This window comes from Anaerosolibacter sp. (assembly GCF_029240175.1).
Lineage (GTDB): Bacteria > Bacillota > Clostridia > Peptostreptococcales > Thermotaleaceae > Anaerosolibacter.
Window position 1 is genome coordinate 52,576 of record NZ_JARBTM010000016.1, and the last position, 22,784, is coordinate 75,359.

29 protein-coding genes, 1 riboswitch and 1 other annotated feature are annotated in these 22,784 nt (G+C 41.8%); of the genes, 7 read left to right on the forward strand and 22 right to left on the reverse strand.

Going from position 1 to position 22,784, the window contains the following annotated elements; translation table 11 throughout:
- Positions 1 to 7 precede the first annotated feature (7 nt).
- The 8 genes from thiE to K0R93_RS12115 form a co-directional block, all read right to left on the reverse strand.
- On the reverse strand, positions 8 to 637 hold the full coding sequence (thiE, locus tag K0R93_RS12080) for a thiamine phosphate synthase (protein ID WP_300301604.1): 630 nt from the start codon (positions 635 to 637) through the stop codon (positions 8 to 10).
- A 4-nt stretch (positions 638 to 641) separates the two neighbouring features.
- Positions 642 to 1,268: a sulfur carrier protein ThiS adenylyltransferase ThiF gene (gene thiF / locus K0R93_RS12085; RefSeq protein ID WP_300301606.1), complete on the reverse strand. Its 627-nt coding sequence runs from the start codon at positions 1,266 to 1,268 to the stop codon at positions 642 to 644.
- A 9-nt stretch (positions 1,269 to 1,277) separates the two neighbouring features.
- Entirely contained in the window at positions 1,278 to 2,381 is a 1,104-nt protein-coding gene (gene thiH, locus K0R93_RS12090; protein ID WP_300301609.1) for a 2-iminoacetate synthase ThiH, read from the reverse strand.
- A gap of 19 nt (positions 2,382 to 2,400) precedes the next feature.
- Complete coding sequence (locus tag K0R93_RS12095; RefSeq protein ID WP_300301611.1) at positions 2,401 to 3,168, reverse strand: thiazole synthase; 768 nt, start codon at positions 3,166 to 3,168, stop codon at positions 2,401 to 2,403.
- 4 nt (positions 3,169 to 3,172) lie between these two features.
- On the reverse strand, positions 3,173 to 3,373 hold the full coding sequence (gene thiS / locus K0R93_RS12100; RefSeq protein WP_300301613.1) for a sulfur carrier protein ThiS: 201 nt from the start codon (positions 3,371 to 3,373) through the stop codon (positions 3,173 to 3,175).
- A 99-nt stretch (positions 3,374 to 3,472) separates the two neighbouring features.
- Positions 3,473 to 3,577: riboswitch (TPP riboswitch) on the reverse strand.
- Positions 3,578 to 3,687: 110 nt separating this feature from the next.
- On the reverse strand, positions 3,688 to 4,044 hold the full coding sequence (locus tag K0R93_RS12105) for a hypothetical protein (protein ID WP_300301615.1): 357 nt from the start codon (positions 4,042 to 4,044) through the stop codon (positions 3,688 to 3,690).
- 154 nt (positions 4,045 to 4,198) lie between these two features.
- A complete protein-coding gene (locus K0R93_RS12110; RefSeq protein ID WP_300301617.1) occupies positions 4,199 to 4,666 on the reverse strand; it encodes a QueT transporter family protein in 468 nt (155 codons plus the stop codon).
- 214 nt (positions 4,667 to 4,880) lie between these two features.
- Entirely contained in the window at positions 4,881 to 5,354 is a 474-nt protein-coding gene (locus tag K0R93_RS12115) for an ASCH domain-containing protein (protein ID WP_300301619.1), read from the reverse strand.
- Positions 5,355 to 5,717: 363 nt separating this feature from the next.
- On the opposite strand from K0R93_RS12115, the gene K0R93_RS12120 reads away from it, so the two are divergent.
- Positions 5,718 to 5,930 (forward strand): hypothetical protein, encoded by a 213-nt coding sequence (locus tag K0R93_RS12120; RefSeq protein WP_300301621.1) that lies wholly within the window; start codon positions 5,718 to 5,720, stop codon positions 5,928 to 5,930.
- A 7-nt stretch (positions 5,931 to 5,937) separates the two neighbouring features.
- Here K0R93_RS12120 and K0R93_RS12125 read toward each other — a convergent pair whose 3' ends face one another.
- The 5 genes from K0R93_RS12125 to K0R93_RS12145 form a co-directional block, all read right to left on the reverse strand.
- On the reverse strand, positions 5,938 to 6,408 hold the full coding sequence (locus tag K0R93_RS12125; RefSeq protein WP_330685154.1) for an ASCH domain-containing protein: 471 nt from the start codon (positions 6,406 to 6,408) through the stop codon (positions 5,938 to 5,940).
- 107 nt (positions 6,409 to 6,515) lie between these two features.
- Positions 6,516 to 6,758 carry a hypothetical protein gene (locus K0R93_RS12130; protein WP_300301625.1) on the reverse strand — a complete coding sequence of 81 codons (243 nt, stop codon included), beginning with the start codon at positions 6,756 to 6,758 and terminating at the stop codon, positions 6,516 to 6,518.
- A gap of 13 nt (positions 6,759 to 6,771) precedes the next feature.
- Positions 6,772 to 7,035: a hypothetical protein gene (locus K0R93_RS12135; RefSeq protein ID WP_300301627.1), complete on the reverse strand. Its 264-nt coding sequence runs from the start codon at positions 7,033 to 7,035 to the stop codon at positions 6,772 to 6,774.
- A gap of 12 nt (positions 7,036 to 7,047) precedes the next feature.
- Positions 7,048 to 8,304 carry a DNA polymerase Y family protein gene (locus tag K0R93_RS12140; RefSeq protein WP_300301629.1) on the reverse strand — a complete coding sequence of 419 codons (1,257 nt, stop codon included), beginning with the start codon at positions 8,302 to 8,304 and terminating at the stop codon, positions 7,048 to 7,050.
- Positions 8,305 to 8,426: 122 nt separating this feature from the next.
- A complete protein-coding gene (locus K0R93_RS12145) occupies positions 8,427 to 9,161 on the reverse strand; it encodes an N-acetylmuramoyl-L-alanine amidase family protein (protein ID WP_300301631.1) in 735 nt (244 codons plus the stop codon).
- Between the two features lie 300 nt (positions 9,162 to 9,461).
- On the opposite strand from K0R93_RS12145, the gene K0R93_RS12150 reads away from it, so the two are divergent.
- Positions 9,462 to 11,648, forward strand: a complete 2,187-nt coding sequence (locus K0R93_RS12150; protein ID WP_300301634.1) for a glycoside hydrolase family 3 N-terminal domain-containing protein — start codon at positions 9,462 to 9,464, stop codon at positions 11,646 to 11,648.
- Positions 11,649 to 11,825: 177 nt separating this feature from the next.
- Positions 11,826 to 11,996, forward strand: coding sequence for a hypothetical protein (locus tag K0R93_RS12155; protein ID WP_300301636.1), 171 nt, complete (start codon positions 11,826 to 11,828; stop codon positions 11,994 to 11,996).
- Here K0R93_RS12155 and K0R93_RS12160 read toward each other — a convergent pair.
- From K0R93_RS12160 to K0R93_RS12175, 4 genes are all read right to left on the reverse strand, one after another.
- Entirely contained in the window at positions 11,987 to 12,394 is a 408-nt protein-coding gene (locus K0R93_RS12160; RefSeq protein ID WP_300301638.1) for a GNAT family N-acetyltransferase, read from the reverse strand. The two genes, K0R93_RS12155 and K0R93_RS12160, sit on opposite strands and share 10 nt — an antisense overlap.
- A 39-nt stretch (positions 12,395 to 12,433) precedes the next feature.
- Entirely contained in the window at positions 12,434 to 12,937 is a 504-nt protein-coding gene (locus K0R93_RS12165) for a PaaI family thioesterase (RefSeq protein ID WP_300301641.1), read from the reverse strand.
- 86 nt (positions 12,938 to 13,023) lie between these two features.
- A complete protein-coding gene (locus K0R93_RS12170) occupies positions 13,024 to 13,371 on the reverse strand; it encodes a PilZ domain-containing protein (RefSeq protein ID WP_300301643.1) in 348 nt (115 codons plus the stop codon).
- A gap of 147 nt (positions 13,372 to 13,518) precedes the next feature.
- A complete protein-coding gene (locus K0R93_RS12175) occupies positions 13,519 to 13,992 on the reverse strand; it encodes a metal-dependent hydrolase (RefSeq protein WP_300301645.1) in 474 nt (157 codons plus the stop codon).
- Between the two features lie 179 nt (positions 13,993 to 14,171).
- Between K0R93_RS12175 and K0R93_RS12180 the strand changes: the two genes are divergently transcribed.
- The 3 genes from K0R93_RS12180 (at position 14,172) to tyrS (ending at position 16,714) form a co-directional block, all read left to right on the forward strand.
- Positions 14,172 to 14,339 (forward strand): hypothetical protein, encoded by a 168-nt coding sequence (locus K0R93_RS12180; RefSeq protein WP_300301648.1) that lies wholly within the window; start codon positions 14,172 to 14,174, stop codon positions 14,337 to 14,339.
- A 181-nt stretch (positions 14,340 to 14,520) separates the two neighbouring features.
- Positions 14,521 to 15,156: a TraX family protein gene (locus tag K0R93_RS12185; protein WP_300301650.1), complete on the forward strand. Its 636-nt coding sequence runs from the start codon at positions 14,521 to 14,523 to the stop codon at positions 15,154 to 15,156.
- Between the two features lie 77 nt (positions 15,157 to 15,233).
- Positions 15,234 to 15,439: a binding site (T-box leader), on the forward strand.
- A gap of 48 nt (positions 15,440 to 15,487) precedes the next feature.
- Positions 15,488 to 16,714 (forward strand): tyrosine--tRNA ligase, encoded by a 1,227-nt coding sequence (gene tyrS / locus K0R93_RS12190; protein WP_300301653.1) that lies wholly within the window; start codon positions 15,488 to 15,490, stop codon positions 16,712 to 16,714.
- 34 nt (positions 16,715 to 16,748) lie between these two features.
- Here the strand turns inward: tyrS and K0R93_RS12195 are convergent, their stop codons facing one another.
- From K0R93_RS12195 to K0R93_RS12215, 5 genes are all read right to left on the reverse strand, one after another.
- Positions 16,749 to 17,249 carry a GAF domain-containing protein gene (locus tag K0R93_RS12195; protein ID WP_300301655.1) on the reverse strand — a complete coding sequence of 167 codons (501 nt, stop codon included), beginning with the start codon at positions 17,247 to 17,249 and terminating at the stop codon, positions 16,749 to 16,751.
- Positions 17,250 to 17,266: 17 nt separating this feature from the next.
- Positions 17,267 to 18,472, reverse strand: coding sequence for a diaminopropionate ammonia-lyase (dpaL, locus tag K0R93_RS12200; RefSeq protein WP_300301657.1), 1,206 nt, complete (start codon positions 18,470 to 18,472; stop codon positions 17,267 to 17,269).
- A gap of 17 nt (positions 18,473 to 18,489) precedes the next feature.
- The gene (locus K0R93_RS12205) at positions 18,490 to 19,659 is read right to left on the reverse strand and encodes a class I SAM-dependent methyltransferase (protein ID WP_300301659.1); all 1,170 of its coding nucleotides are present in this window, start codon (positions 19,657 to 19,659) and stop codon (positions 18,490 to 18,492) included.
- 487 nt (positions 19,660 to 20,146) lie between these two features.
- Entirely contained in the window at positions 20,147 to 20,485 is a 339-nt protein-coding gene (locus tag K0R93_RS12210; protein ID WP_300301661.1) for a DUF2680 domain-containing protein, read from the reverse strand.
- 104 nt (positions 20,486 to 20,589) lie between these two features.
- Positions 20,590 to 22,032, reverse strand: a complete 1,443-nt coding sequence (locus K0R93_RS12215) for an NAD-dependent succinate-semialdehyde dehydrogenase (RefSeq protein WP_300301664.1) — start codon at positions 22,030 to 22,032, stop codon at positions 20,590 to 20,592.
- A 185-nt stretch (positions 22,033 to 22,217) separates the two neighbouring features.
- Here K0R93_RS12215 and K0R93_RS12220 point away from each other — a divergent pair, with 185 nt between their 5' ends.
- Entirely contained in the window at positions 22,218 to 22,712 is a 495-nt protein-coding gene (locus K0R93_RS12220; protein WP_300301667.1) for a ferritin family protein, read from the forward strand.
- Positions 22,713 to 22,784 lie beyond the last annotated feature (72 nt).

A 22,784-nucleotide genomic window follows, 5' to 3' on the forward strand; every position in this document is an offset into this window, starting at 1 on the left:
CTCACCCCTATTTCATCAATCCTCTGAGTGTGCTAATTTTTTCTCCAATATGCTCTGCCCCTACAATCTCTGTGACAAGACAAATACACTTTGCTCCTCTACCCTTTACCTCGGCAATATTATTCTCCTTGATCCCGCCAATGGCCACGAAGGGAATATCTAAATGCTTCACCACATAGTCTAAGTACGTCAGTCCCACAGGATCACATACATCTTTTTTGGTATAGGTTTTGAAAATTGGCCCCACCCCGATATAGTCAGCTCCTCTTTTCACCGCATCCTGGCCTTGTTCTGGAGAATGGGTAGATAGACCGATGATCATGTCTGGTCCCACCAATTCCCTCACCTTCTCAATGGGAAGGTCCTCCTGACCAATATGAATACCATCTGCCTCTACCAAAAGGGCAATATCAATATCATCATTGACGATAAAATGTACTCCTGCTTCTTTGGTCAGCTTACGTATGGCTAAACATTCATCATATTTATATAGGCCCTTTTTATCTTTCTCTCGATATTGAATCACCTTGATGCCAGCATGAATCATTTCCTTGACAACCTCGATGTTGCTCCGACCCAAGGAATGTTCTTCCGCTGTTATACCATACAAATCCGTATCAATGATATTTCTTCGCATCTTTTCACCCCTTTACATGCGGATTTTCTCCTAACACATAGGAGAGTACCACATCTGCCTGCTTTGCCGCTGCAATATTTACCCTTGGAGACATGGGCGGTATACCTTCCCCTACCCCTGTCTCCAAATCTCCAATGAGATAAAACTTCTCTTTTATACGATGGACTTGAATCTCGTCACTTTTCCCCCATCCAGCTAAACCCGATGCGGAAACCAGTAATTTATCGGAATTCAGATAATGCTCTACAATCATCCGCTTATAGTGAGCTTGATCAAAGGCTTCTACCACCACGTCGCAGTCTTTGAATACGTCACCTACATTATGGGGTTCTATCTTCTCTCGATAGGTTTCAATCCAAAGATCACAATTAATATGGAGCAAATTTTCCTTCAACGCATCTACCTTTTTTCTCCCCACATGCTTAGCAAAATAAAATTGGCGATTTAAATTGGTAAACTCCACCACATCAAAATCTGCAATGACAAAATGCTTAAAACCGCTTCTCACAAGGTTAAAGGCACAATTAGACCCTAGTCCTCCTGCTCCTGCAATACCTATCTTGCAGCTTCGTACTTTCTCTAGGTTTTCCTCCCCCATATAGCTTAACAAAGCCTCTTCAAACAAGTTCATAACTGCCTCCTATATGTGGTCCCAGTCCTTGAATACAGGCTGATATCCCTTTTCCTTTAACATCATCTTCATCTCGTATACGCTGCGTTGATCTGAAATATCGAATTGGCTTGATCCTTTGTCATCATCGGTATGACCTCCCACAGAAGTGGAAACCCCCGCCGACATTTTCGTTACACCCAATGGCAGCAAATGATCCCTTAGGTGGGCCTGCTCTCGGGTGGAAACAGCAATTCCTGCCCTTGGTAAAAATAATCGAAGGGCCATCATGATTTGCACCAAATCTCTATCTGTCACTGTACTTTTAGGTTGATAGCTGCCCAAATGAGGCCTGATACGAGGCAAGGATACACCTAGCTCTACGTCCAAATACTTATTTTGTAAATAGGCCCCATGAAGCCCAGTGAGGAAAGCCTCTTTTCTCCAGTCGTCTAATCCCAGCAGGGCACCGATGTTAACAGACCGTATGCCTGCCGCACATCCCCGCTCTGGGGCATCCAGCCGATAGCGATAATTCTTTTTAGGGCCTGAAATGTGAACCTCGTCATAAATTTCCTCGTTGTAGACCTCTTGGTAAATGGTCAGGCCATCTACCCCTTCTTCCATGAGTTCCTTGTATTCCTCTGTCTCCAAAGGGTAAATCTCAATGGAAATTGATGAAAAATACTTTTTCAATACCCGGACACAATCTCGGATGTATGACACTGGGGTATGATGCCTTGATTCTCCAGTGAGAATCAAAATATGCTTTAGCTCTGTTTCGGCAATGGCTTTTGCTTCCTTCTCTAGTTCCTCTGGGGATAACTTCTTTCTTGAGAACTTATTATCCACATTGAAGCTACAATATACACAGCGATTTACACAATGATCTGCCAAGTAGAGAGGCGTATACAAAAAGATTACCTTTCCAAAATGCTGCACCGTCAACCGATGGGCCCTTTGGGCCTTGGTTTCTAGATACTTTCCAGCTGCGGGAGACAATAGGGTTAAAAAATCCCCCTCATCCAGCTTCTCCTTGGATAGTGCTCGATGTATATCCTGCTCCGTAATATTATTGAAAAATTTATATAGATCAAAATCCTTATATTCTAGATACCGCTGATAAAAACTCATCAGAATCCCTTCTTTACAATTATTCTAAAAACCCTGTCAAAGGCGAGGATGCCTCTGCATAAAGCTTCGTTGCCCCTGGCCTGGATAGATAAGCCATCCTTCCAGCTTGAACAGCCAAATCAAATGCCCTGGCCATCGTGGCAGGATCTCCTGCCGTGGCAATAGCCGTATTGACTAATACAGCAGCAGCCCCCATTTCCATGGCCTCAGCCGCCTCCGATGGTTTTCCAATCCCAGCATCCACAATGATTGGCAGATCGATTTCATCGATAAGAATGCGTACCATTTCCTTGGTTTTTAAACCTCGGTTGGTGCCTATAGGCGCCCCCAATGGCATCACTGCCGCAGCCCCTACTTCCTTTAGCCTTTTGGCTACCATCAAATCAGGATTCATATAAGGCAAGACAATAAAGCCTTCCTTTGCTAAAATTTCTGTGGCCTTGATGGTTTCATAATTATCAGGCAGCAGATATTTATTGTCAGATATAACCTCAATTTTAATCCAGTTTCCACATCCGGCAGCTCTGGCGATCCGAGCAATTCTCACCGCTTCCTCTGCGGTACGGGCTCCCGATGTATTGGGTAATAGCACACAATCCTTTGGTACAAAGTTCAATACATTTTCTTCCTGGGATTCAAGATCAATCCGCCTTAAAGCCACGGTAACCACCTGAGAACCCGAAGCCCCAATAGCGTTCTTCATAACCTCATAGCTGGAGAACTTCCCTGTCCCCACGAAAAGCCTGCTCTTTAAATCCACACCGCCAATTTTTAATAAATCCTCCATGGCTTCAACCCCCTCCTACAAATCTTAATACTTCTAGCTGATCATTTTCTTTGAGAATGATATTTCCCCATTCTTCTTTTTTCACCACATGATAGTTATGTTCTACCACTGCTCGATTCGGGTCCAGGCCCTTCAATGACAGATACTCAAGAATGCTCACAGACTGATCTATGAACTCCCGCTTACCATTTACAACAATCTCCATCCATCCCTCTCCTTTCCAATGACTTAAAAAATAAAAAATGAAAAGCCCCTATGGATATTTTCCATAGAGGCTTTGATAGACATATAAGGCACATCATATATATGACCACTTTCGCTTCCCTACGCTGGTATTATCCATGTCAGGTTCAAAGGGTCGGACTTTTTTCATGTCCTCTCAGCCTTAACAGCTCCCCTAGCTCTTTTCGTAACAAAATGAAATTTTCTAACATTAGCTTATATCTTTTTCAGTTTATTGTAAAGAAGAATTTAACATCCTATTTTTTACATATTCGCCATGTGAAGAAAATATCCCCATTAATCAAGTTTTTCAATTTTGGTTAATTTTAATTGTCCATTTTCTTCTTTATAGTGGATGCTGATTTTTTCTTTGTCCTCTAAGCCATCAACCACTTTTCCGATATCTTCCATCCAGAAGACCATAGGCTCACCATCTACTTGTACCTCAATGGAGTTTCCATCGATTTGCCCTATATAGATACCTTCCACTTTCTTTACATCTTGGTCTTCTTGCTGAGGCGGTTCTTGATTTTCTACCGGTTGCGTTACAACAGCCTCCTCAGGCTTTTTCTCTTCCGTCTGGGTCTTGGTACACCCTGCAAAAACCCCTAAACTCATCATCCCGATCAACACAAAAGATACGATTCTTTTCATCTATTCATCATCCTTTCAATGTTTGTTTGTTTTTTCTTCTTCACCTATTAGACGCTGGCTTTATGTATTCGTTACATACTTTTTGAAAAACTCTGTATCAATATTTTATCATATTGATGTAAAAAAAGACCTAGCCGAAGCCAAGTCTCATCCTCTATGCCTTAAAGATTTTATCCTTATACTTCTCTAATCCCATCATCAATGGATAGCCTAATCCATAGCATGCCACCAACTGTCCAAGGGCAACCCATCCCATGGTAGCCGCTAAAGGCATTTGGTAGAGATAATTCAATATAAATCCTACTACAATTCCGTTCACTACAATCGGCGGTATAGGTACCATCCATTTCTTTGACATCTTATAAGATAAGAATGCCGCTAACAATGTAGCCAAGCTGCCAAAGACGATATCAATCATACCATTGCCTCCAAAGATATTGGCAAGGATACACCCTACAAATAATCCCGGTATGGCTGCTGGTGTAAAGGCAGGTAGTACTGTAAGAGCTTCCGATACTCTTACCTGAACCGGCCCATAACTCCACGGTGCAAAAGCTACTGTCAACACAGCGTAAATCGCCGCAATCAGTGCCGCCTGCACTAAAAATCTTGTGTTTTTCATTTTTTTATCCCTCCATAGTTTTGTTTAAAGTCAGGATGGTTGCGAACTGACTTCATTGGCTTATAGGTACTCAAGTATATTGGAAGTCCTACAAACACAGATTCAATCGTATCATGTTCTTCTACACTTTGTCAAACTTAGATTTCCCAAAACATTGGTAATTTTATGTAATATCTTTTCTCATCTCAATACTTAATCAGTAATAGCACTTGAGTTATTTAAAAACCACGTCAAATTCCTCACATATGACTGGCATTTCCTGGGTAAATTTCTTACCTATGCGCTCACATTCTTTAATGTAGTATATTTCATGAACTTTTCTCCAGTAATCCAGGCTCAAGTCTCCTTCACCTTCTATTCTTGCAAACTCTTCTGTAACTTGGTTATAGGGCACTATGTTTACTCTCTTTGTTTGAATGATACACTTGGCAACCCCATCCCAATTTGTAACGATGCTGTAATCCCCTTCCTTTGGGATATATCCATTGTCATGCTCCTCTACCCATAGGGAAGCAGCCGTTGCTTTTTTCATCCCATTAATTACCAATCCCGCTAACCTATTGGCACCTTTTTCAGTGATTTCAAAGTGCCATGATGAATATTGTTTTTCTGTTTCTTCAACATTCTCACCAATAGATTCCAGAAAACCCTTCCACATGTTTAAAACCGAGGGATGTTCCTTTTTCATTATTCATCCTCCTTTTAAAAGCTTAGCATTGTTTCTTAATAGATAAATGATGCGACACAGTCGCATAGATCAAGATCGAGATCAAGGTAAAAATCCGTAGGGGTTGCATAGTATGCAACCCGCTTTGGTTCTAGCCTATTTCCCCGGGTCGCATATTATGCGCCCCCTACATAAAACCAAATATTAGATCCTTCACTACGTTCTGGATGACAGGTGGGTTGGTATCTGGGATCTACTGGCGAACACTGTTCGCTCCTACCGATCTACGCGATATTTTTTGTAAAATAATTCCTTTTTCCTTTTAAATATGATAACATATTAGGCATATGAACCACTAGCTTTTAAAACTGGAGGGATGTAACGATGAGAGCAGGAATGGTTGAGATAAGCTATACCCTAATATTTCAGATTATGAACACATTCGTTCTAATAGGCCTTATATGGGGTATTGTCTACTTGATTTTCAAATTACCAAAAAAATTAAAAACCTTAGAAAATGATCTTTGCATTGCTACGTCTAAAATTGATGAATTAGAAAGCAAATTAAACCAGCTTAAAAAATCAGACCTTCCATAACCCTACCTTATTTATAAACCACTTCAAACTCCTCACATACCACCAGCATATCTTCTGTGGGGTCTTTTCCTATAGCTTCCATTTCTCTTGAAAAGTAAGACCAGTGGGCATTTCTCCAGTATTCCAAAGATCCATCCCCTTCCCCTTCTGTAGCAGCAAATTCCTCTGATACTTCTTTATAGGGCATGATGGTCACTTCCTTCGTCCGAATGATGCATTGGGCCATGCCGTTCCAGTCAGTAATGATGCTATGATCCCCAGCCTCAGGCACCTTTTCATTCTCATATTCATAGCCAAGATACAAGGAAGCCGTAGCCCTCTTTATTCCTTTTAACACCAGTTCTGCCAGTTCGTTTGCATCTTCTTCGTTGTCACAGAAGTGCCAGGATTTATAGGTTTTCTCTGTGCTGCATGGGCCTTCATTCAAAGAATTCAAATATCCTTCCCACATGGTTTCCACTGAATCTGATTGACTCATCATGAATTCCTCCTCTTATAGAAAGATTTGTTTCCAGAAATTCAAAACATCTCACCCTTATTACTTCCACACATTCCATTATATTCCTTTTTCCGTTTGTTTTTTCATTATGCAGAGCCTATACTTGTGTTCCCGCAGGTTCCAGGGTATATCCCAGGTATGATGGCTGCTAGTATATTTTCTTTTTTAAAATTTCGAATGGCATTTTTGCTATGACAATATGCTTGAATGGTATCTCCATCTATTTTCTTTACCTGAATCTGCCGTTGGGATATCTCTATTCCTTTTTGATACATAATGTTGATGGGCATATGGGTTTCCAAGGAATATTTCAGCATATGATTGATCATAGAATCTTCCCTCCTAGATTTTAAATAACATCCACTTACAAGTTTCCAAGCCATACTTTAATTCATAAATCTTTTCTCCTCCATTGATAACACTCTGGCATCTAAAGACAAACATCTTGTTTCCTGCCAGCTTCTCCAGGTCCCTGGTAATCACTCGTTCTACCTTTATGGTTACTTCTGCTTCGTCTTCCCCAGTTATTTTAAACTTTATAGGTGTTGGAATACCTTCTTTATTAAATTTTGCTATGACATCTATAGGCTTTGCAACCACTCTCATATCTTCCACCTCCTACAGCAAGCTGGCCATCATGGGATAATCATCGGCACCCACGCCGCCAATCATGGATTTAACCCCTGAATTTAAAAATGTCGCCTTCATAATCGCCTTGGACCCATATCGAAGCCTTAGCTGGTCAATGGCATGATCCAATGCCCTGTTTCTTTCCTGATCCACATCATCAAATAATGATTTCTGCTGTAGCTCATTGCTGGACAGTTCTGATACCCTCACCCCCAGATTTCGTAGGGGTTCACCCTTCCAAGCCTCATCAAACAATTCTGTGACGATTTCAAAGATTTCCTTTGTACAGTCTGTGGGCGAAAATAACTTCCGTTGATGGGAATAGTTCCTTAGCTCCGAATCTCTCAAGCTGATCGCTACCAATCCACATACATTTTCCGTATGCCGAAGGCGCATGGCTACCGTCTCCGTAAGGGCAAGAAGAATTCTACAGGCCGTGATCCTGTCTTCCACATCAAAGGCAATGGTGCTGCTATTGCCAATTCCTTTGATGTCCACATGCTTTCCTCCACGGACAGGGGAGGCTTCCTGCCCATGACTATAATTCCAAATCAAGGCACCATGGCTTTTTAACCTATACTTTATGTGTTCATAGTCATAATTGGCAAGATCACCGATGGTATAAATGCCCATCTTATTCAGCTTGGGCAAGGTAGCTCTGCCCACATAGAAAAGATCCTCCACGGGCAAGGGCCATATTTTTCTAGCAATTTCTTCGGGAAAAACCGTGGTTACCGCATCAGGCTTCTTCAGATCAGATCCCATTTTTGCCAACAATTTATTGCTGGATATTCCTATGGAGACAGTGAAGCCTAATTCCTCTTTGATCCTGTCTTTTATTTTGTGGGCCATGGCAATGGGGTCTCCCCAATGACCCTCCATATCTGTATAATCGAGAAATACTTCATCCACCGAAAACCTTTGAATCACTGGCGAATACTCTTCGAGCAGTTTCATCATTGCATCAGAACACTGCATATATAAGCCATAGGATGGAGAAACAATATGGAGATTAGGACATTTCTGCAGGGCAGTATGAAGGGTTTCTCCCGTCTGAATGTTATACTGCTTTGCAGGGATGCTTTTGGCCAATATAATTCCATGACGGCTTTTAGGATCTCCTCCCACAGCCGAAGGTATGGTTCGTAAATCAAGGGATGCTCCATTTTGCAGACGGTATACCGCCTCCCATGAAAGATAGGCAGAGTTTACATCAATATGAAAGATGATACGGTTTTGCTTCATAGACTCACCATCTTATCCATTATTTTCTATAGTATATGCTTATTATATATCGAACATGTGTTCTATGTAAAGAAATAAAAAATAAAGTGAAATAAAGTAGAGCATTGACTCTCTACTTCACCTTACCCATTTTCATTCTCAAGCTTCTTTACTGTTTCTGCATATTTCTTCAATACGATAGCTGCATATTCTCCTTTGACGGACCCTCCTGGTACAGCATTGATTAACCAATAATCTGGTCGATTGATCTCTCCTGCATTCACCAATATCTCCAAAGCTTCCTTTAAAGGTTCTGCTGCAGACGTCTCGTATGGAATTTCTTTGTAATCACAGACGCTTTTGATCACCGCTTCGGCGTACGCTCTCCAATGATTTATAATTTTTTCAGCATCCTTAGGATTGTCTGCAAATCCATACTCTACAATAACCGTCTCAACATCTCCTGTTTCACGGATCATAAAATAATAGTCCTTGTTAGAGCTTTCAGGTAATGTGCGAGTAAAGGCTCTTCGTCTTTTTGCACCCGCTTTTACTAGATTGTCTAATATCATCGTTGCAAGCTTTCCATCAGAATGGATACTATAGATCGTCTCTGCCCCTTGGGCTTGACCGTTATAGGCATTGATATGGTTGCTGATACAGATATCTGCCCTTGATGCCCTCACTTTTTTCGTCCGCTCTCCTGAAGTTAGGGTAACATCGTCCATCCTTGTGAGCGCTACATCTATGCCCAATTCGTTAAAACGATCATACATATATTTAGATATCTGCAATACCATATCTTTTTCTTTGAAATCCTGGTTGCTGCCACCCCCGGGATCCTTTCCTCCATGTCCTGGGTCAATGATAATCTTCATATTCTCACTCCTTCCTGTGTTTATATAATATGCAGATGTCCTCAAAAATGAAATTTAAGCCCCTATTGAACAAAGTTGCCTATCGGCAATTTGTTTTCGCTAGGAAACCCTAGGTTTCCTTCGACGGCTGCAAGACAGCCTGAGCACCTTCCTGAAAACGGCAAAGGTGACCATAATTTCCTATATATGAATAAATTATTATTTATTTTACAGTGTTTTTTGCAGGATTTGGAAAAAGGCAATGGAATACATAAAGAAAATACACGTTTCTACTTGTATGGATGATGGAGGTCAGTATTTATGGAAATCTATAAAAATCCTTCCTATTCTCCTAGGGAAAGGACCATAGACTTACTTAGTCGTATGACGATAGAAGAAAAGGTGGGACAAATGTGTCAGGTCGATGGGCGTCATGATCCTGAAACCTGGATCTATAAAAAGCATATTGGTTCTTTTCTTCATGTGACGGGAGATGAACCTGCTCGATTGCAAAAAATGGCCCTTGAAACGAGGTTGGGCATTCCCATTCTCTTTGGCATTGACGCCATCCATGGTCATGCCTTTCAGAGTGGCGCTACAGTATTTCCCTCCCAACTGGGTATGTCATCCAGCTGGAATCCTGAACTTCTAGAAAAAGTTGCTGCCATTACCGCTTGTGAGGTTATCCTTACAGGCCTTCATTGGACCTTTTCCCCCGTCCTTTGTATCGGCAGGGATGCTCGATGGGGCCGGGTTGATGAAACCTTTGGTGAAGATCCTTATCTTATTGGCGTCCTGGCGAAAGCCATGATTCAAGGCTATCAGGGCAGTCAATTGTCCGATCCCTATAGTATCTTGGCCTGTGCCAAGCATTTTGCCGCCTATGGTGAGACCCAAGGGGGGCGTGACTCGTCTGAATCTGATGTATCAGAGCGGAAGCTTCGTTCTATCTTCCTTCCGCCTTTCCAGGAAGCTGTCAAAGCTGGCTGCGCTACCTTTATGACAGGTTATAATGCCATTGATGGTATTCCTTGCTCAGCTAATCAATGGCTTCTTCATGATGTACTGAAAGAAGATTGGGGTTTTCAAGGCTTCGTAGTGACCGATTGGGACAACATCGGCCATCTCCATGAAGATCATAAAGTGGCGGCTACCTTAGAAGAAGCTTGTAATATTGCCCTCACTGCTGGAAATGATATGATGATGTCTACACCTACCTTCTATGAGCATGCCTTATCCCTTATAGAAAAGGGAATCATTTCCGAGTCTTTACTGGATGACGCCTGCAGCCGTATTCTGGAACTAAAATTTAAACTGGGCTTATTTGATCATAAACGCTTTCCAGATCAAGGGATGGCATCTACAATCCTAGGATGTACTGAACATCGGAAAGCTGCCTATGACATGGCATTGGAGTCTATGGTATTGTTGAAAAACCAGAACAATATTCTTCCCCTCTCAAAGGAAATCAAAAAGATTGCCCTCATCGGTCCAAACTGTGATGATGTGCAGGCCCAGCTTGGAGACTGGTCCTTTGGCGCCCGGGAATTGGCATATCCAGAAGTACCTACTTTAAATTATCATCCTGAATATGATCCAAGTCCTATCGTCACCATCTTAGAGGGCATCAAAAATAGATGTCCACATCAAGTTCAGATCGCCTATGAAAAGGGTTGTGACCTCTTGGATGAAAATAATCATGCCATTGAGGAGGCTGTGGAAGCAGCCCTGGCATCTGATGCCATCATCACCGTGGTAGGGGATACCAATGTACTCAATGGGGAAATGAGGGATCGGGTAGACCTGCATCTCACCGGTGCCCAGCAAAAGCTATTGGAAGCCTTAAAGGCCACAGGCAAACCTCTAATTATTGTTCTTGTGAATGGAAAACCCTTGACCATTCCATGGATTGCCGAAAATGCTGATGCTATCCTTGAAGCTTGGAATCCAGGGATGGAGGGCGGCAATGGGGTAGCTTCGATCCTCTTTGGAGATTTTAATCCCTGTGGCAAACTGACCATTTCCTTCCCCCGTCATGTGGGTCAACAGCCCGTATTCTACAATCAGCTTCCCGGTTGGCATGGAAATACTTATGTAGAAATGACGGGAGAACCATTGTTTCCTTTTGGTTTTGGTCTATCCTATACCCAATATGAATATTCTAATTTGGTGGTTTCATCCTCAAGCCTAGGTGTGAATGATCACTTAACTGTTTCAGTGGATGTTCAGAACACAGGAAAATATGAGGGAACTGAAATTGTTCAGCTTTATATCAATGACATATTTAGTTCTGTCACCACGCCGATCAAGGAGCTGAAGGGATTCCAGCGCATACATTTGAAGCCCGGAGAAAAGGCTGCTGTTCATATCACTGTGCCAGTTGCTTCTCTTGGCCTGGTCAATCGAAAGTGCCAGTACGTGGTGGAGCCAGGTACCTTTGAAATCATGGTAGGCCCTTCATCCAGGGATACGGATCTTCTGAAAACCATTTTTGAGGTTGTATCTTAAAAATAATCTTGATGACCTAAGAAAGGAATTTTAGGATATCACATAATTTAAAAAATAAAAGAAAACAGGCTGAGATATTTTCAAAATATCTCAGCCTGTTTTTATGTCAAAATTAATTGAATATTCACATTTTTGCTGGGTATATGATAAACAATAGCAAAGAAAGGGGGGAAGGTAATGATCAAGGAAAAACTTTTTACATATTTGACAACATTTGCAGTGTCATCGGGCCCAATGGCCATCCTATTTAATAAGTATTCCATCAGTGGAATATTCTCGTTATTCTTCCTGACCGCATTGATTGGTATTGTATTTCTATTGGTAGGCAGTCAGTATGATCAATCATAGATTTTTTCCATAATAATATATTGTTGTCCTCCTTTTTCAAGGACACCACCCTTTTCCACAAGACCAAACCTACTGTAAAAGTAGGTTTTATTTTTTCTCGCATTGCACCATATGCTCTTTGCACCCAATAGGGATGCCTCTTTAAGGGCATATTCCAACAGTGTACTGCCATAGCCTTTTCCCTGCTCCTCTTGGAGCGTTGCAAATTTCCGAAATTGGGCAACGTCATCCTTCAAGAAAAGGGAAATTACCGTTGCCAGCTTGTCCTCCACAAATAGTCCCAAGTGAATACCTTCATCATCATCCTCAAGTTGAATGTATGCCCTATCTCGATCTGGCCATAACACCCTATGTCTTATATCCCAGACCTCTTCCTTATTCAGTTTCTTTATTTCCATCCTTAAGCTTCTCCTTCCCATCATACCGTTTCTGCTATCCTATAGCTCTATTTCTTGAGGGTCTTTATCTGATAATACAATCTGCCATTCCTCATGGTCCACATCAAAGTTCGCGATCCTTTCGATGGGCATTTTCATATATTTTCCCTTAGCAGTTACTGCCACCTCTCCGTTGGGCAATAGTATTTCTCCTGTCCCTTCGAACAACCTACTGGAATCCTTTGTAATTCTTCCCACTACCCGCAGTTCTTTATGGAGGGGTACAGGTTTCTTATACTTTACGTTTAATTCTACCGTGACACCCCAGATGTTTTCGTCCTTTATCATAATAGCCCGTCCAATGGTTTCATCCAGAATAGCCCCTGCAATACCTCCATGCATCCGCTCGGGATAGCTTTGATGCTCTTCGATAGGGGTAAATATAGCTGCCAATTCCCCATTTTCCAACTCGTAAAATGATGTCTTTAAGCCTAGGTCATTTTTCAGACCACATACCAAACACTTTTTACTGTTTTGCTGTTTCCTTATTACTCTATGTTTCATTCTATCTTTATCCTCCTAATGATTGCTCAATAAATCCGTTATAAAAACAAAGACTAGGATTGCTCCTAATCTCTGTCTATATCCTGCTATTTAGGCTCCACTTCCTGACCATACTCTTCAATGTTCTTACTCAATATCTCTGCCAATCCCACAAATTCCGCACCAATAGAATAGCTGTCTCCCTGTTTTTCAACACGAACAATTTTCAATACACCGTAAAAGAACTTTTCCTGGGTTAGCTCGATTTTGGCATCAAAATAATAATCAAGGGGCAATTCATCCTTGCATCGAAAGCCCACACCCGATTTAGAAATATCTATGACCTCAATATGCTCATCAAGATTTGTAATGCCTAGATTATCTTGCTTAAATAGCGAAGATATGTTTAATTCCAGCTTAAGGGGTAACCTTTTATTTCTCCTTCGTTCATCCATCTTTTCTCCCCGCCTTTATCCGTATTTTCAACCTGATTTGTCCTTGAAATACCAGCTGTTCTATTATTTCCAACAATGATTATTTCTATATATCTTCTGACAATCCTTCTTTTCTATAACATCTCCTGGTCAAAAGTCCTCCATTTCCTAATGTATAATGGAGACAGCTGCCACATGGAGATAGTCATAAAACTTATATACCGTGATCAACATCACTGCAACCATGATCATATCTTCTTTTAAACTACCTGTATCGATTTGAGCGAATCTAAACTTGGTTTTGTTTAGAGGGTACAGCAGGGGGCATCCTGCCGGTGTCAGCATATCCACCACGATATGGCCAAATAGCCCAATAAACAATCCCAGCCAAAGATAGAAGAAGCCAGGAAACAGCTTTACCAACAGCACAGGCACCATAAATGCAAATATGGAATGGGTTGCAGTTCTATGCTTCCAGATTCTCCATAAGGGCATAATTTTTCCTGCCCAAGTTTTTTCGTGATCTGCATCTGGCAAGAGGGCACCAACAATCAGCCCGATGATGTAATCCGTTAAGTTTATATTTAGCGGTATCCTTAGTTTTTCCACAAGCAATAATCCCAGCAGCGTAGATATCATCACATGGGTTCTACCTCTGAAGACAACCACCTCCTAAATGCAATTATTAAAGTATATTAGATGGTGGGCGATTTTATAGATTGTCCTTTGAAATTCCATCATTTAAAATACCCATAGCCCTTGTTTCTAGTATAATTTCTATCTCCTTCTCATACACTGTACTGTTTGGAGGTGTTTTACCTATGGCTGATCTTCAAGAGATGCTGGAGCATATTAATAAATTGCGTTGTATTCTATATAAATTGATTGAGGAATCCCAAGAAAATCTGCAGGATGATGCTGTCCTCTCTACCAGCCGCATATTAAATTCTGATATTGCAGAATATAGCAGGCTTCGTTATAAAAGCTGATCTTATATTTCATATTATTTTGTTTTTCCTTTAAGCGGCATGGGCTTTTGCAGTTCTTGCTTTTCTTAGTTTTTTTGATTTTTACGTCATCCTAGATAAAATCCCAGCAGGTATGCTCTCCATTTTCATAGAATATATACATATACATTTTTCGTACTTTATCGGTTTAGGAGGTATTTTCGTGGATGCCACCCATCAGCATGAAAAAAATGATGTTTTAAAGTTGCTTGCTATCATCTCTATGCTTATCGACCATATAGGCTATGGCCTATTTCCTAAGGTGATGGTGCTGCGCTATATTGGAAGGCTGGCTTTCCCTATTTTTGCTTACCACATCGCTATTGGCTGTCGATATACTAAAGATCTCCACCGATATATCTTGCGACTATTCTCGTTTGCCCTGATCTCTCAAATTCCCTACACCATATACTTTAGACCTTCTCCCAATATCTTTTTTTCTTTGGCCTTTGGCGTAATGGTCATCCAAGCCTACAAGGAAAACAAGCCTTGGCTGGCGCTGTTGGTGGCTTTCATCGCTCATTTTTCAGGAGCCAGTTATGGGATCTATGGGCTTATGCTGATGTTATTTTTCTACATCCATCAAGATAACTTGCAAAAGGCCATACTCCCTATTATCCTGATAACCCTGACCTATTGTGCCGTACCTCGTTATGGTTTTCAGATATTTAGCTTATTCGCTTTAATTCCTATTTGTCATCCCTGGAACATAAGGCTCCATATCAACAAATATATTTTCTATTGGTTCTATCCAGCCCATATTCTTCTGCTATGGTTTATTAAGCAAGGATTAACATAATAATAAATTTTTTTCTGTACCTTGCACATGTACTCATACATATGGTAATATAGGATAAAATATAGTCATAATTGTATATATTTGCTTTGAAGGAGCACAGTAGCTGTCATGGTTACAACCCAGAGAGCAGATCGGTAGGTGAGAGATCTGTAGTACATGACCCAGTGAAATACACTCTGGAGCTTCGAAGGCCAAACCTTCGACGGTTTCCATCCGTTATCATGGTTTGAGGCATGTTTATCATGTAAATTAAGGTGGTACCACGGGTTTTCTCGTCCTTACGGATGTAGAAGCCCGTTTTTTTATTTTATAACAAAGGAGGTTTTTATGTATGGCAAATGTTTTTGATATCCTACAAGAACGTGGATTTATCAAGCAGACTACCCACGAAGAAGAGATCCGTGAGCTTCTCGGAAAGGAGTCTTTAACTTTCTATACAGGCTACGATCCTACAGCCGACAGCTTACACGTAGGTCACTTCTTGCAAGTAATGGCCATGGCTCATATGCAGCGGGCAGGCCATAAGCCCATTGTACTCATTGGCGGCGGTACAACCATGGTAGGTGATCCTTCTGGAAAAACTGATATGAGAAAGATGCTTACCTTTGAAGAAATACAGCAGAATGCGGAACGCTTCAAGGTCCAGCTTTCTAAGTTCCTAGATTTCTCTGAAGATAAGGCTATCATGGTGAATAATGCTGATTGGCTGATGAATCTGCAGTATGTCCCATTTTTACGAGAGGTAGGCAGACATTTCTCTGTCAACCGTATGCTGACAGCAGAATGCTTCAAAAGCCGTATGGAAAAGGGTTTATCTTTTCTAGAGTTTAACTACATGCTGATGCAGTCCTATGATTTTCTGGAGTTATACAGAAGATATGGGTGTAAACTTCAGCTGGGCGGTGATGATCAGTGGTCCAATATCATTCAGGGCGCTGACCTCATTCGTAGATCTGAAGGCGCTGCCGCCTATGGCATGACCTTCACCCTTTTAACCACCAGTGAAGGAAAAAAGATGGGCAAGACAGAATCTGGTGCCCTTTGGTTAGATCCAGAGAAAACCTCACCCTATGAGTTCTACCAATACTGGAGAAACGTGGATGATGCTGACGTAGAAAACTGCTTAGCCTTGTTAACCTTCCTGCCGATGGAAGAAGTTCGCCGTCTCGGTGCATTAGAAGGCTCAGAAATCAATCAGGCGAAAGCAATCCTTGCCTTTGAGGTAACAAAGCTTGTCCACGGAGAAGAAGAAGCAAGAAAAGCTGATGAAGCAGCAAAGGCTTTGTTTGGCGGTGGTGCATCTTTGGAGAACGTTCCTTTCACAGAGATTCCCCGCTCTGAATTCACAGAGGGTATGGATGTTATGGCGTTACTGACAAAAACAAACTTAATTCCATCCCGAAGCGAGGGTCGTCGTCTTGTACAGCAGGGTGGCCTCGTAATTGATGATATAAAAATAACCGATCCTCAAAAAATCATCCATGAAGATGATTTCAAGGATGGTACTTTGATGATCCGTAAAGGCAAAAAGGTATACCATCAGGTTCGTCTTGTATAACATAAAAAAACCGCTTAACAGCGGTTTTTTTATGTTATACAATCTTAGACCAATCCATATATTTATTCAATGTATCCACAAACTTCTGAAGGCCCTTGGCATCGGCTTCATCAAATCGCTCCTTGATCGGGCTGTCTATATCCAATACCCCCATGAGCTTTCCTTCATGGACAATGGGCACCACAATCTCTGACTGGGATGCAGCATCACAGGCTATATGTCCTGGGAATAAATGGACATCCTTTACCACTTGGGTTTCCAAGTCTCTGGCTGCTGTACCGCATACCCCGTTTCCTATAGCAATATGGGTGCATGCAGGCTTACCTTGGAAAGGTCCCAATACCAGTTCTCCATTTTTATATAGATAAAAGCCTGCCCAGTTGATTTCATCCAGCAGTAACCATAATAGGGCAGATGCATTGGAAAGATTGGCCAGCCAGTCGGGCTCCTCGCAGATCAATCCTGTAAGCTTTAAATTCATATAATTATAAAATTTTTCTTTGTCATCGGTGACAATTCTTTTTATATCATTCACGTACGTTTCCTCCCCTTTTATCCCCATAAAATTCTTCTGTAGCTTTCGGGATCGGTATCCCCTTCCGTACTAATCACAAGAATTCTAGCATCCTTTGTAATCTTTAAAACTTCTAATAGATGTTCATATCGCTGATCTTCTCTTAACATATTCATAAGTCCTATCCCTACAGCTCCCGATTCTCCTGATATGATCTTCATGTCCCCGGGCAGGGGATTGGCCAATACGCGGATTCCCTTTTCCGCTATATAATCGCAGCAGGAAAAATATGCATCGGAATAGTCTCTCAAAATCTCCCAACCAATGGGATTAGGCTCTCCACAAGCCAATCCTGCCATGATGGTGTTTAAATCTCCTGTTACAGCATGGGGCTTTCCGTCTCCTATTTGGGCAGATTTATAAATACATGCCGCTTTCTCCGGCTCCAAAATGATGGTAATGGGTCGATCTTCCCCAAATAGTGCCGCATAGTAACCTTGAATTGCTCCTGCAAAGGAACCTACACCCGCCTGAAGGATGATATGGGTGGGTTTCTCAATCCCCTGTTCTTTCAGCTGTTCTTGGACTTCGGCCCCTATGGTTCCATATCCCTGCATGATCCAGCCAGGAACTTCCTCATACCCTTCCCAAGCTGTATCTTGAATCACATGCCAGCCAAACTTCTCAGCATTTTCCGCAGCCAGCCTTACTGCATCATCATAGTTTAGATCTGTGATACTGGCTTCAGCCCCTGTGGCTAGTATGGCATTCAATCTTTCTTGAGATGATCCCTTTGGCATGTACACCACTGCTTTTTGACCCAGCTCCCTGGCTGCCCAAGCCACAGCCCTGCCGTGGTTGCCATCGGTGGCCGTGGTAAAAGTAATCTCTCCCAGCTTATCTCTGGTTTCCTTTGCCTTTAATCTTTCAAAAGAAAGCTCCTTGATATCTGTATTTAGTTTGTTCGCTAAGAATTTGCCAATGGCATAGGATGCTCCCAATACCTTGAAGGCATTGAGCCCGAATCGATAGGATTCATCCTTGACCCAAAGCTTATCTACCTCTAGATAGGCTGCCAATTGATCCAAGCTGATACAAGGGGTTGGTTGGTAGCTTTCAAACTTCCGATGAAAGTTCCTTGCTTGGTCAATTTCATCTGTTGATAAAAAGCCCGGGTTTGCTTTTTTATCCTGGGTATTCCGAGCCTGACGGTTGATAATCCACTGTAATTCCCCTGACCTCATATGCCACTCCCCTATTCCTAAAATATCTCCTTTAATCTTTCTGCCAATGCCCTTTCCATATACGGATCAATCTGCCAAAAGGCCTTAAACCTCTTATATTCTTCCACAGCATGGGCAGGAATCCTGCCTGTTTTTACTGCCCGAATCAATAAATTTTTCGGTGTATGCTCCATATCAATAAACTCCAACATCTGGGTTGAATAACCCATGAGTTCCAACAGGTTTGCCCGCACGCTGTCTGTAATCAAGCTGGATAATCTTTCTTTAATAATGCCGTGCTTTTCCATAGGTGCCATGATTTCATTGTGAATCTGGGGCAGAAGCTCATGCTGACAACAGGGTACCGATAATATCACATCGGCATCCCATTCGATGGCTTTTACCAGAGCCGCATCGGTGGCAGTGTTGCAGGCGTGGAGACTCACCACCATATTTACCTTCTCTTTTCCCTGGAATTTTCCAATATCTCCAATAAGAAACTGTAAATCTTCATATCCCAATTCCTTTGCCACAGCATTACAGTGGTTGACCACATCCTTCTTCAGGTCTAAACCAATGATATTTACCTTCAGCTTCCGTATATCAATCAAGTAATGGTACAACGCAAAGGTTAAATAAGACTTTCCACAGCCGAAATCAATAATATGAAGGGGCTCTTCCTTCCCTTCCAGGGCTGGCATCACATCCGCCACCATCTCCAAGAAGCGGTTGATTTGTCTGAACTTATCATACTTGTTTGCCAATACCTTTCCTTTTTCATTCATGACCCCCAGGCGAATAAGAAACGGATTGGGTGCATTGTCAGGGATAATATATTGCTTTTTCCGATTATGGGCCAATTCTGTCTGCTCCTTGGTCGCTTTCTTCTTTAAAATATTGGCCTTCATCTTCTTACTGATTAATATCTGGTAATCTGCTTCCATGGTATAGCATTGCCCTTGCTTGAAATAGTTCTCCAGAAGCTCCATAACCTTTGTTATCGTTTCCGTGGAACTAAGATTTTCATGGGTAACCTTCTTTTCATAATGGTATGTAAATTGATATCGCCGCTCACCCTTGAGGATTACCGGACGGAGATTCACTTTTTGAAAACCTTCAGGATCCTTCTTTCGCACATTGCTAAGTACCATGTCGATGAGGATTTCATTTTCTATGATTCGTTCCACTAGTTCCCGTACATTCTCCATTTTCCTGGCTCTTCCTTTCTCTTTGGTCTATTTACTATTATATATCATATTGCCATATTTAAACATAAATGCTGTGAAATTAGGTATCTCATCATGAATGACATGATTGTAGGATATTGCGTGGCAAAGCTACGCGAGGTTGAGGCTGAGGTTAAGGTTGTAGGGAACAGATATATCTGTTCCGCTGTAGGGGTGATTCACGAATCGCTCGAAGACCCAAGATCCAACCTTTCTGTCATCCAGAACGTAGTGAAGGATCTGGGGTTAGGTCTTTGAGATGCTTCACTGCGCTCTGCATGATAGGGGTTATAGCATTATCATGAATGTTTGGTGCTCACGAAATAATTAGGCGAACACTGTTCGCCGCTACGCTTTTAACCTTAACCTCAACCTTAGCCTATGCGACATTTATGGCGCATCTTTCATCTAACGCGACCCTTTAATATGGTTTTGAAACATAAAAATGAACCCCCGAAGGAGCTCATTTCTACCAGCTGTTTGTTCTTGGTGCTGCGCCGTTAAATCCTCTCATCATTCCACCGCCAAAACCTCTGCCGCCTCTGCCAAATCCGCAGCCATTCGGGAAGTTGAAGCCATTCTCTTGATGATACTTTTCCATGGAATCAAATCTTTCCATGTAAAGCTTTCCTTGCTCCGCTGTGATTTCCTTTGCATCTACTGCTTTCTGTACTTGATCCTTTTTCCACTGGATCATTTCTGTGAACCATGCTGGTGTTTCTACAGCTGTATCAGCCTCAGCAAAAGCCACCAAACCTAACGATAACACCATCACTGCCACAATCGATACCATAAGTATTTTTTTCATTTCCTTCACCCTTTCTTTATTTTATGACTTTATTATAAAAGCCAATTGTGAAGGAATTATGAAGGGAAATTTTTTTCTAAAATAATGTGTATATTTTGTTTCCACTATATTCCCATGGAAATATATTTCGTTTCCAAAAATGCCTCTAGTCCATGATGACCGCCTTCTCTTCCTAAGCCACTTTCCTTAAACCCTCCGAAGGGTGCTTGGGCTGTGGAAGGCAATCCATCATTTAAGCCTACAATTCCATACTCTAGCTTTTCTGAAACACGAATCCCACGAGATAGAGACTCTGTAAACAAATAGGCTGCTAATCCATAATTTGTGTTGTTGGCTGCGCGAATGGCTTCTGCCTCATCCTTGAAGGTGACAATGGGCATAACAGGCCCGAAGGTTTCTTCTTTCATGATCAGCATATCCTCTGTCACATGGGAAAGAACGGTGGGTTCAAAGAAATATCCCGCATCTTCTGCTTCGATATCATGATAACCCTTGCCCCCAGCTTCTATCTTCGCACCCTTCGCCACAGCATCCTCAATATGCTCCCTTACCTTTTCATAGCCTTTTTTATCGATCAATGGTCCGATATTGACCCCTTCCTCTAGACCATATCCAACCTTATAATGCTTTAGCTTATCTCGCAGCTTCTCTACAAAGGTCGCAGCAATACTTTCCTGCACATAGAAGCGATTAGAAGCTACACATACCTGCCCACAATTTCTAAACTTTGATGCTGCCGCCCCTTCCACAGCTTTGTCAAGGTCTGCGTCATCAAAAACAATGAATGGTGCATGCCCGCCAAGCTCCATGGATACACGCTTCACCGTATCGGCAGATTGCTTCATCAGCACCTTTCCCACCTCTGTGGAACCTGTAAAAGTAATCTTTCTAACCCTTCCATCCTCCATGAATGCTTTCCCGATAGCACTGGCTGAGCCTGTGACAATATTTACAGTTCCCTTTGGGAAGCCGGCTTTCTCAAATAACTCAAATAGCTTCATGGCTGTCAGCGGTGTTTGGGTAGCTGGTTTCAATACCACCGTGCACCCAGCTGCCAGGGCTGGTGCCAGCTTTCTGGTTACCATGGCCGCAGGGAAATTCCAAGGTGTAATGGCGGCTACTACGCCCACAGGCTGCTTTAGCACCATGATTCGTTTGTTTTCCTTCCATGCAGGGATGGTTTCTCCATAAATTCTTTTTGCCTCTTCTCCATACCATTCCACAAAGCTTGCAGCATAAAGGACCTCGCCCAATGCCTCTTGAAGAGGTTTCCCTTGCTCTAAGGTCATGATTCTTGCCAGGTCTTCCTTTTCCTCAATCATTAGATCGTATAATCTTTTTAAATAATTTCCCCGTTCATTGGCAGGTAAGACAGCCCATGGTTCAAAGGCTTCTACTGCTGCATCTATGGCTTGCTTTGCTTCTGTTTCTCCTCCATTTGGTACTGTCCCCACAATATCCCCTGTGCCTGGATTGATGACATCAATCTTATTTAGGCCCTCTATCTCCATCCATGTACCATTTATGTATAATCCATAGTCTTTCATAAGCAGCCTCCTTCTTTTTGATATTTCTTCTATCCTTGATTATATCAAACCTTGCAATTTCTGTCTTGACTGAAAATCCAACTATATTTTTCATCCTATTCTAAAAGAAACTTCTGTATTTTTGTTTTATTTCTTTTTCCAGCGGTATACATTTATATAAATATGTATGAAGGGAGTTCGGAAACATGAAAGGAAATTTTGATGCCTCAAAATTGCTTCAAACTTTGATATTACTAGAACAGACAGGGTACAGCTTCTACCTGGAAATCGCTTCTCAAATGGAGGACAGCAAAGCAAAGAACCTTTTTGTAAAGCTGGCCCAGGATGAGCAAAAGCACGAGCAAATCTATACAGACTTATTAACCAATCTTCAAAAAAACCAATCAACGGAAGTAGATGTAGAAGACGCAGAATATTTAGAGCTTCTCATCTCTACAAACTTCTTTGTTACCAACCCTGAGGAAATAGAAAAGGCTAAAAAATCCTATGCAAAAGAGGATGCTTTAGCCATTGCGGAGCAGCTTGAAAGAGATACCATTATCTTCTTGTATGAATTAATGCAGCTCAATGTGGATTTAGATGTAAAAGAAATTCAATTTGCCTTAGCAGAAGAAAAACGACATCTTAAGTCCATTCTTCAAAGAGAATTCGAATCCGCTATTCCTCTTCTAGGGTTATAGTATCTACATAAATGCTTCAGATCAAGACCGAGAAAAATTGTAGGGGCAGGGTTATCCTGCCCCTTTTTTACA

Bases quoted from the DNA above. Each gene is read 5' to 3' on its own strand.
- thiE (WP_300301604.1), bottom strand. From the start codon at position 637: ATGCGAAGAAATATCATTGATACGGATTTGTATGGTATAACAGCGGAA.
- thiF (WP_300301606.1), bottom strand. From the start codon at position 1,268: ATGAACTTGTTTGAAGAGGCTTTGTTAAGCTATATGGGGGAGGAAAAC.
- thiH (WP_300301609.1), bottom strand. From the start codon at position 2,381: ATGAGTTTTTATCAGCGGTATCTAGAATATAAGGATTTTGATCTATAT.
- K0R93_RS12095 (WP_300301611.1), bottom strand. From the start codon at position 3,168: ATGGAGGATTTATTAAAAATTGGCGGTGTGGATTTAAAGAGCAGGCTT.
- thiS (WP_300301613.1), bottom strand. From the start codon at position 3,373: ATGGAGATTGTTGTAAATGGTAAGCGGGAGTTCATAGATCAGTCTGTG.
- K0R93_RS12105 (WP_300301615.1), bottom strand. From the start codon at position 4,044: ATGAAAAGAATCGTATCTTTTGTGTTGATCGGGATGATGAGTTTAGGG.
- K0R93_RS12110 (WP_300301617.1), bottom strand. From the start codon at position 4,666: ATGAAAAACACAAGATTTTTAGTGCAGGCGGCACTGATTGCGGCGATT.
- K0R93_RS12115 (WP_300301619.1), bottom strand. From the start codon at position 5,354: ATGAAAAAGGAACATCCCTCGGTTTTAAACATGTGGAAGGGTTTTCTG.
- K0R93_RS12120 (WP_300301621.1), top strand. From the start codon at position 5,718: ATGAGAGCAGGAATGGTTGAGATAAGCTATACCCTAATATTTCAGATT.
- K0R93_RS12125 (WP_330685154.1), bottom strand. From the start codon at position 6,408: ATGAGTCAATCAGATTCAGTGGAAACCATGTGGGAAGGATATTTGAAT.
- K0R93_RS12130 (WP_300301625.1), bottom strand. From the start codon at position 6,758: ATGATCAATCATATGCTGAAATATTCCTTGGAAACCCATATGCCCATC.
- K0R93_RS12135 (WP_300301627.1), bottom strand. From the start codon at position 7,035: ATGAGAGTGGTTGCAAAGCCTATAGATGTCATAGCAAAATTTAATAAA.
- K0R93_RS12140 (WP_300301629.1), bottom strand. From the start codon at position 8,304: ATGAAGCAAAACCGTATCATCTTTCATATTGATGTAAACTCTGCCTAT.
- K0R93_RS12145 (WP_300301631.1), bottom strand. From the start codon at position 9,161: ATGAAGATTATCATTGACCCAGGACATGGAGGAAAGGATCCCGGGGGT.
- K0R93_RS12150 (WP_300301634.1), top strand. From the start codon at position 9,462: ATGGAAATCTATAAAAATCCTTCCTATTCTCCTAGGGAAAGGACCATA.
- K0R93_RS12155 (WP_300301636.1), top strand. From the start codon at position 11,826: ATGATCAAGGAAAAACTTTTTACATATTTGACAACATTTGCAGTGTCA.
- K0R93_RS12160 (WP_300301638.1), bottom strand. From the start codon at position 12,394: ATGGAAATAAAGAAACTGAATAAGGAAGAGGTCTGGGATATAAGACAT.
- K0R93_RS12165 (WP_300301641.1), bottom strand. From the start codon at position 12,937: ATGAAACATAGAGTAATAAGGAAACAGCAAAACAGTAAAAAGTGTTTG.
- K0R93_RS12170 (WP_300301643.1), bottom strand. From the start codon at position 13,371: ATGGATGAACGAAGGAGAAATAAAAGGTTACCCCTTAAGCTGGAATTA.
- K0R93_RS12180 (WP_300301648.1), top strand. From the start codon at position 14,172: ATGGCTGATCTTCAAGAGATGCTGGAGCATATTAATAAATTGCGTTGT.
- tyrS (WP_300301653.1), top strand. From the start codon at position 15,488: ATGGCAAATGTTTTTGATATCCTACAAGAACGTGGATTTATCAAGCAG.
- dpaL (WP_300301657.1), bottom strand. From the start codon at position 18,472: ATGAGGTCAGGGGAATTACAGTGGATTATCAACCGTCAGGCTCGGAAT.
- K0R93_RS12205 (WP_300301659.1), bottom strand. From the start codon at position 19,659: ATGGAGAATGTACGGGAACTAGTGGAACGAATCATAGAAAATGAAATC.
- K0R93_RS12210 (WP_300301661.1), bottom strand. From the start codon at position 20,485: ATGAAAAAAATACTTATGGTATCGATTGTGGCAGTGATGGTGTTATCG.
- K0R93_RS12215 (WP_300301664.1), bottom strand. From the start codon at position 22,032: ATGAAAGACTATGGATTATACATAAATGGTACATGGATGGAGATAGAG.
- K0R93_RS12220 (WP_300301667.1), top strand. From the start codon at position 22,218: ATGAAAGGAAATTTTGATGCCTCAAAATTGCTTCAAACTTTGATATTA.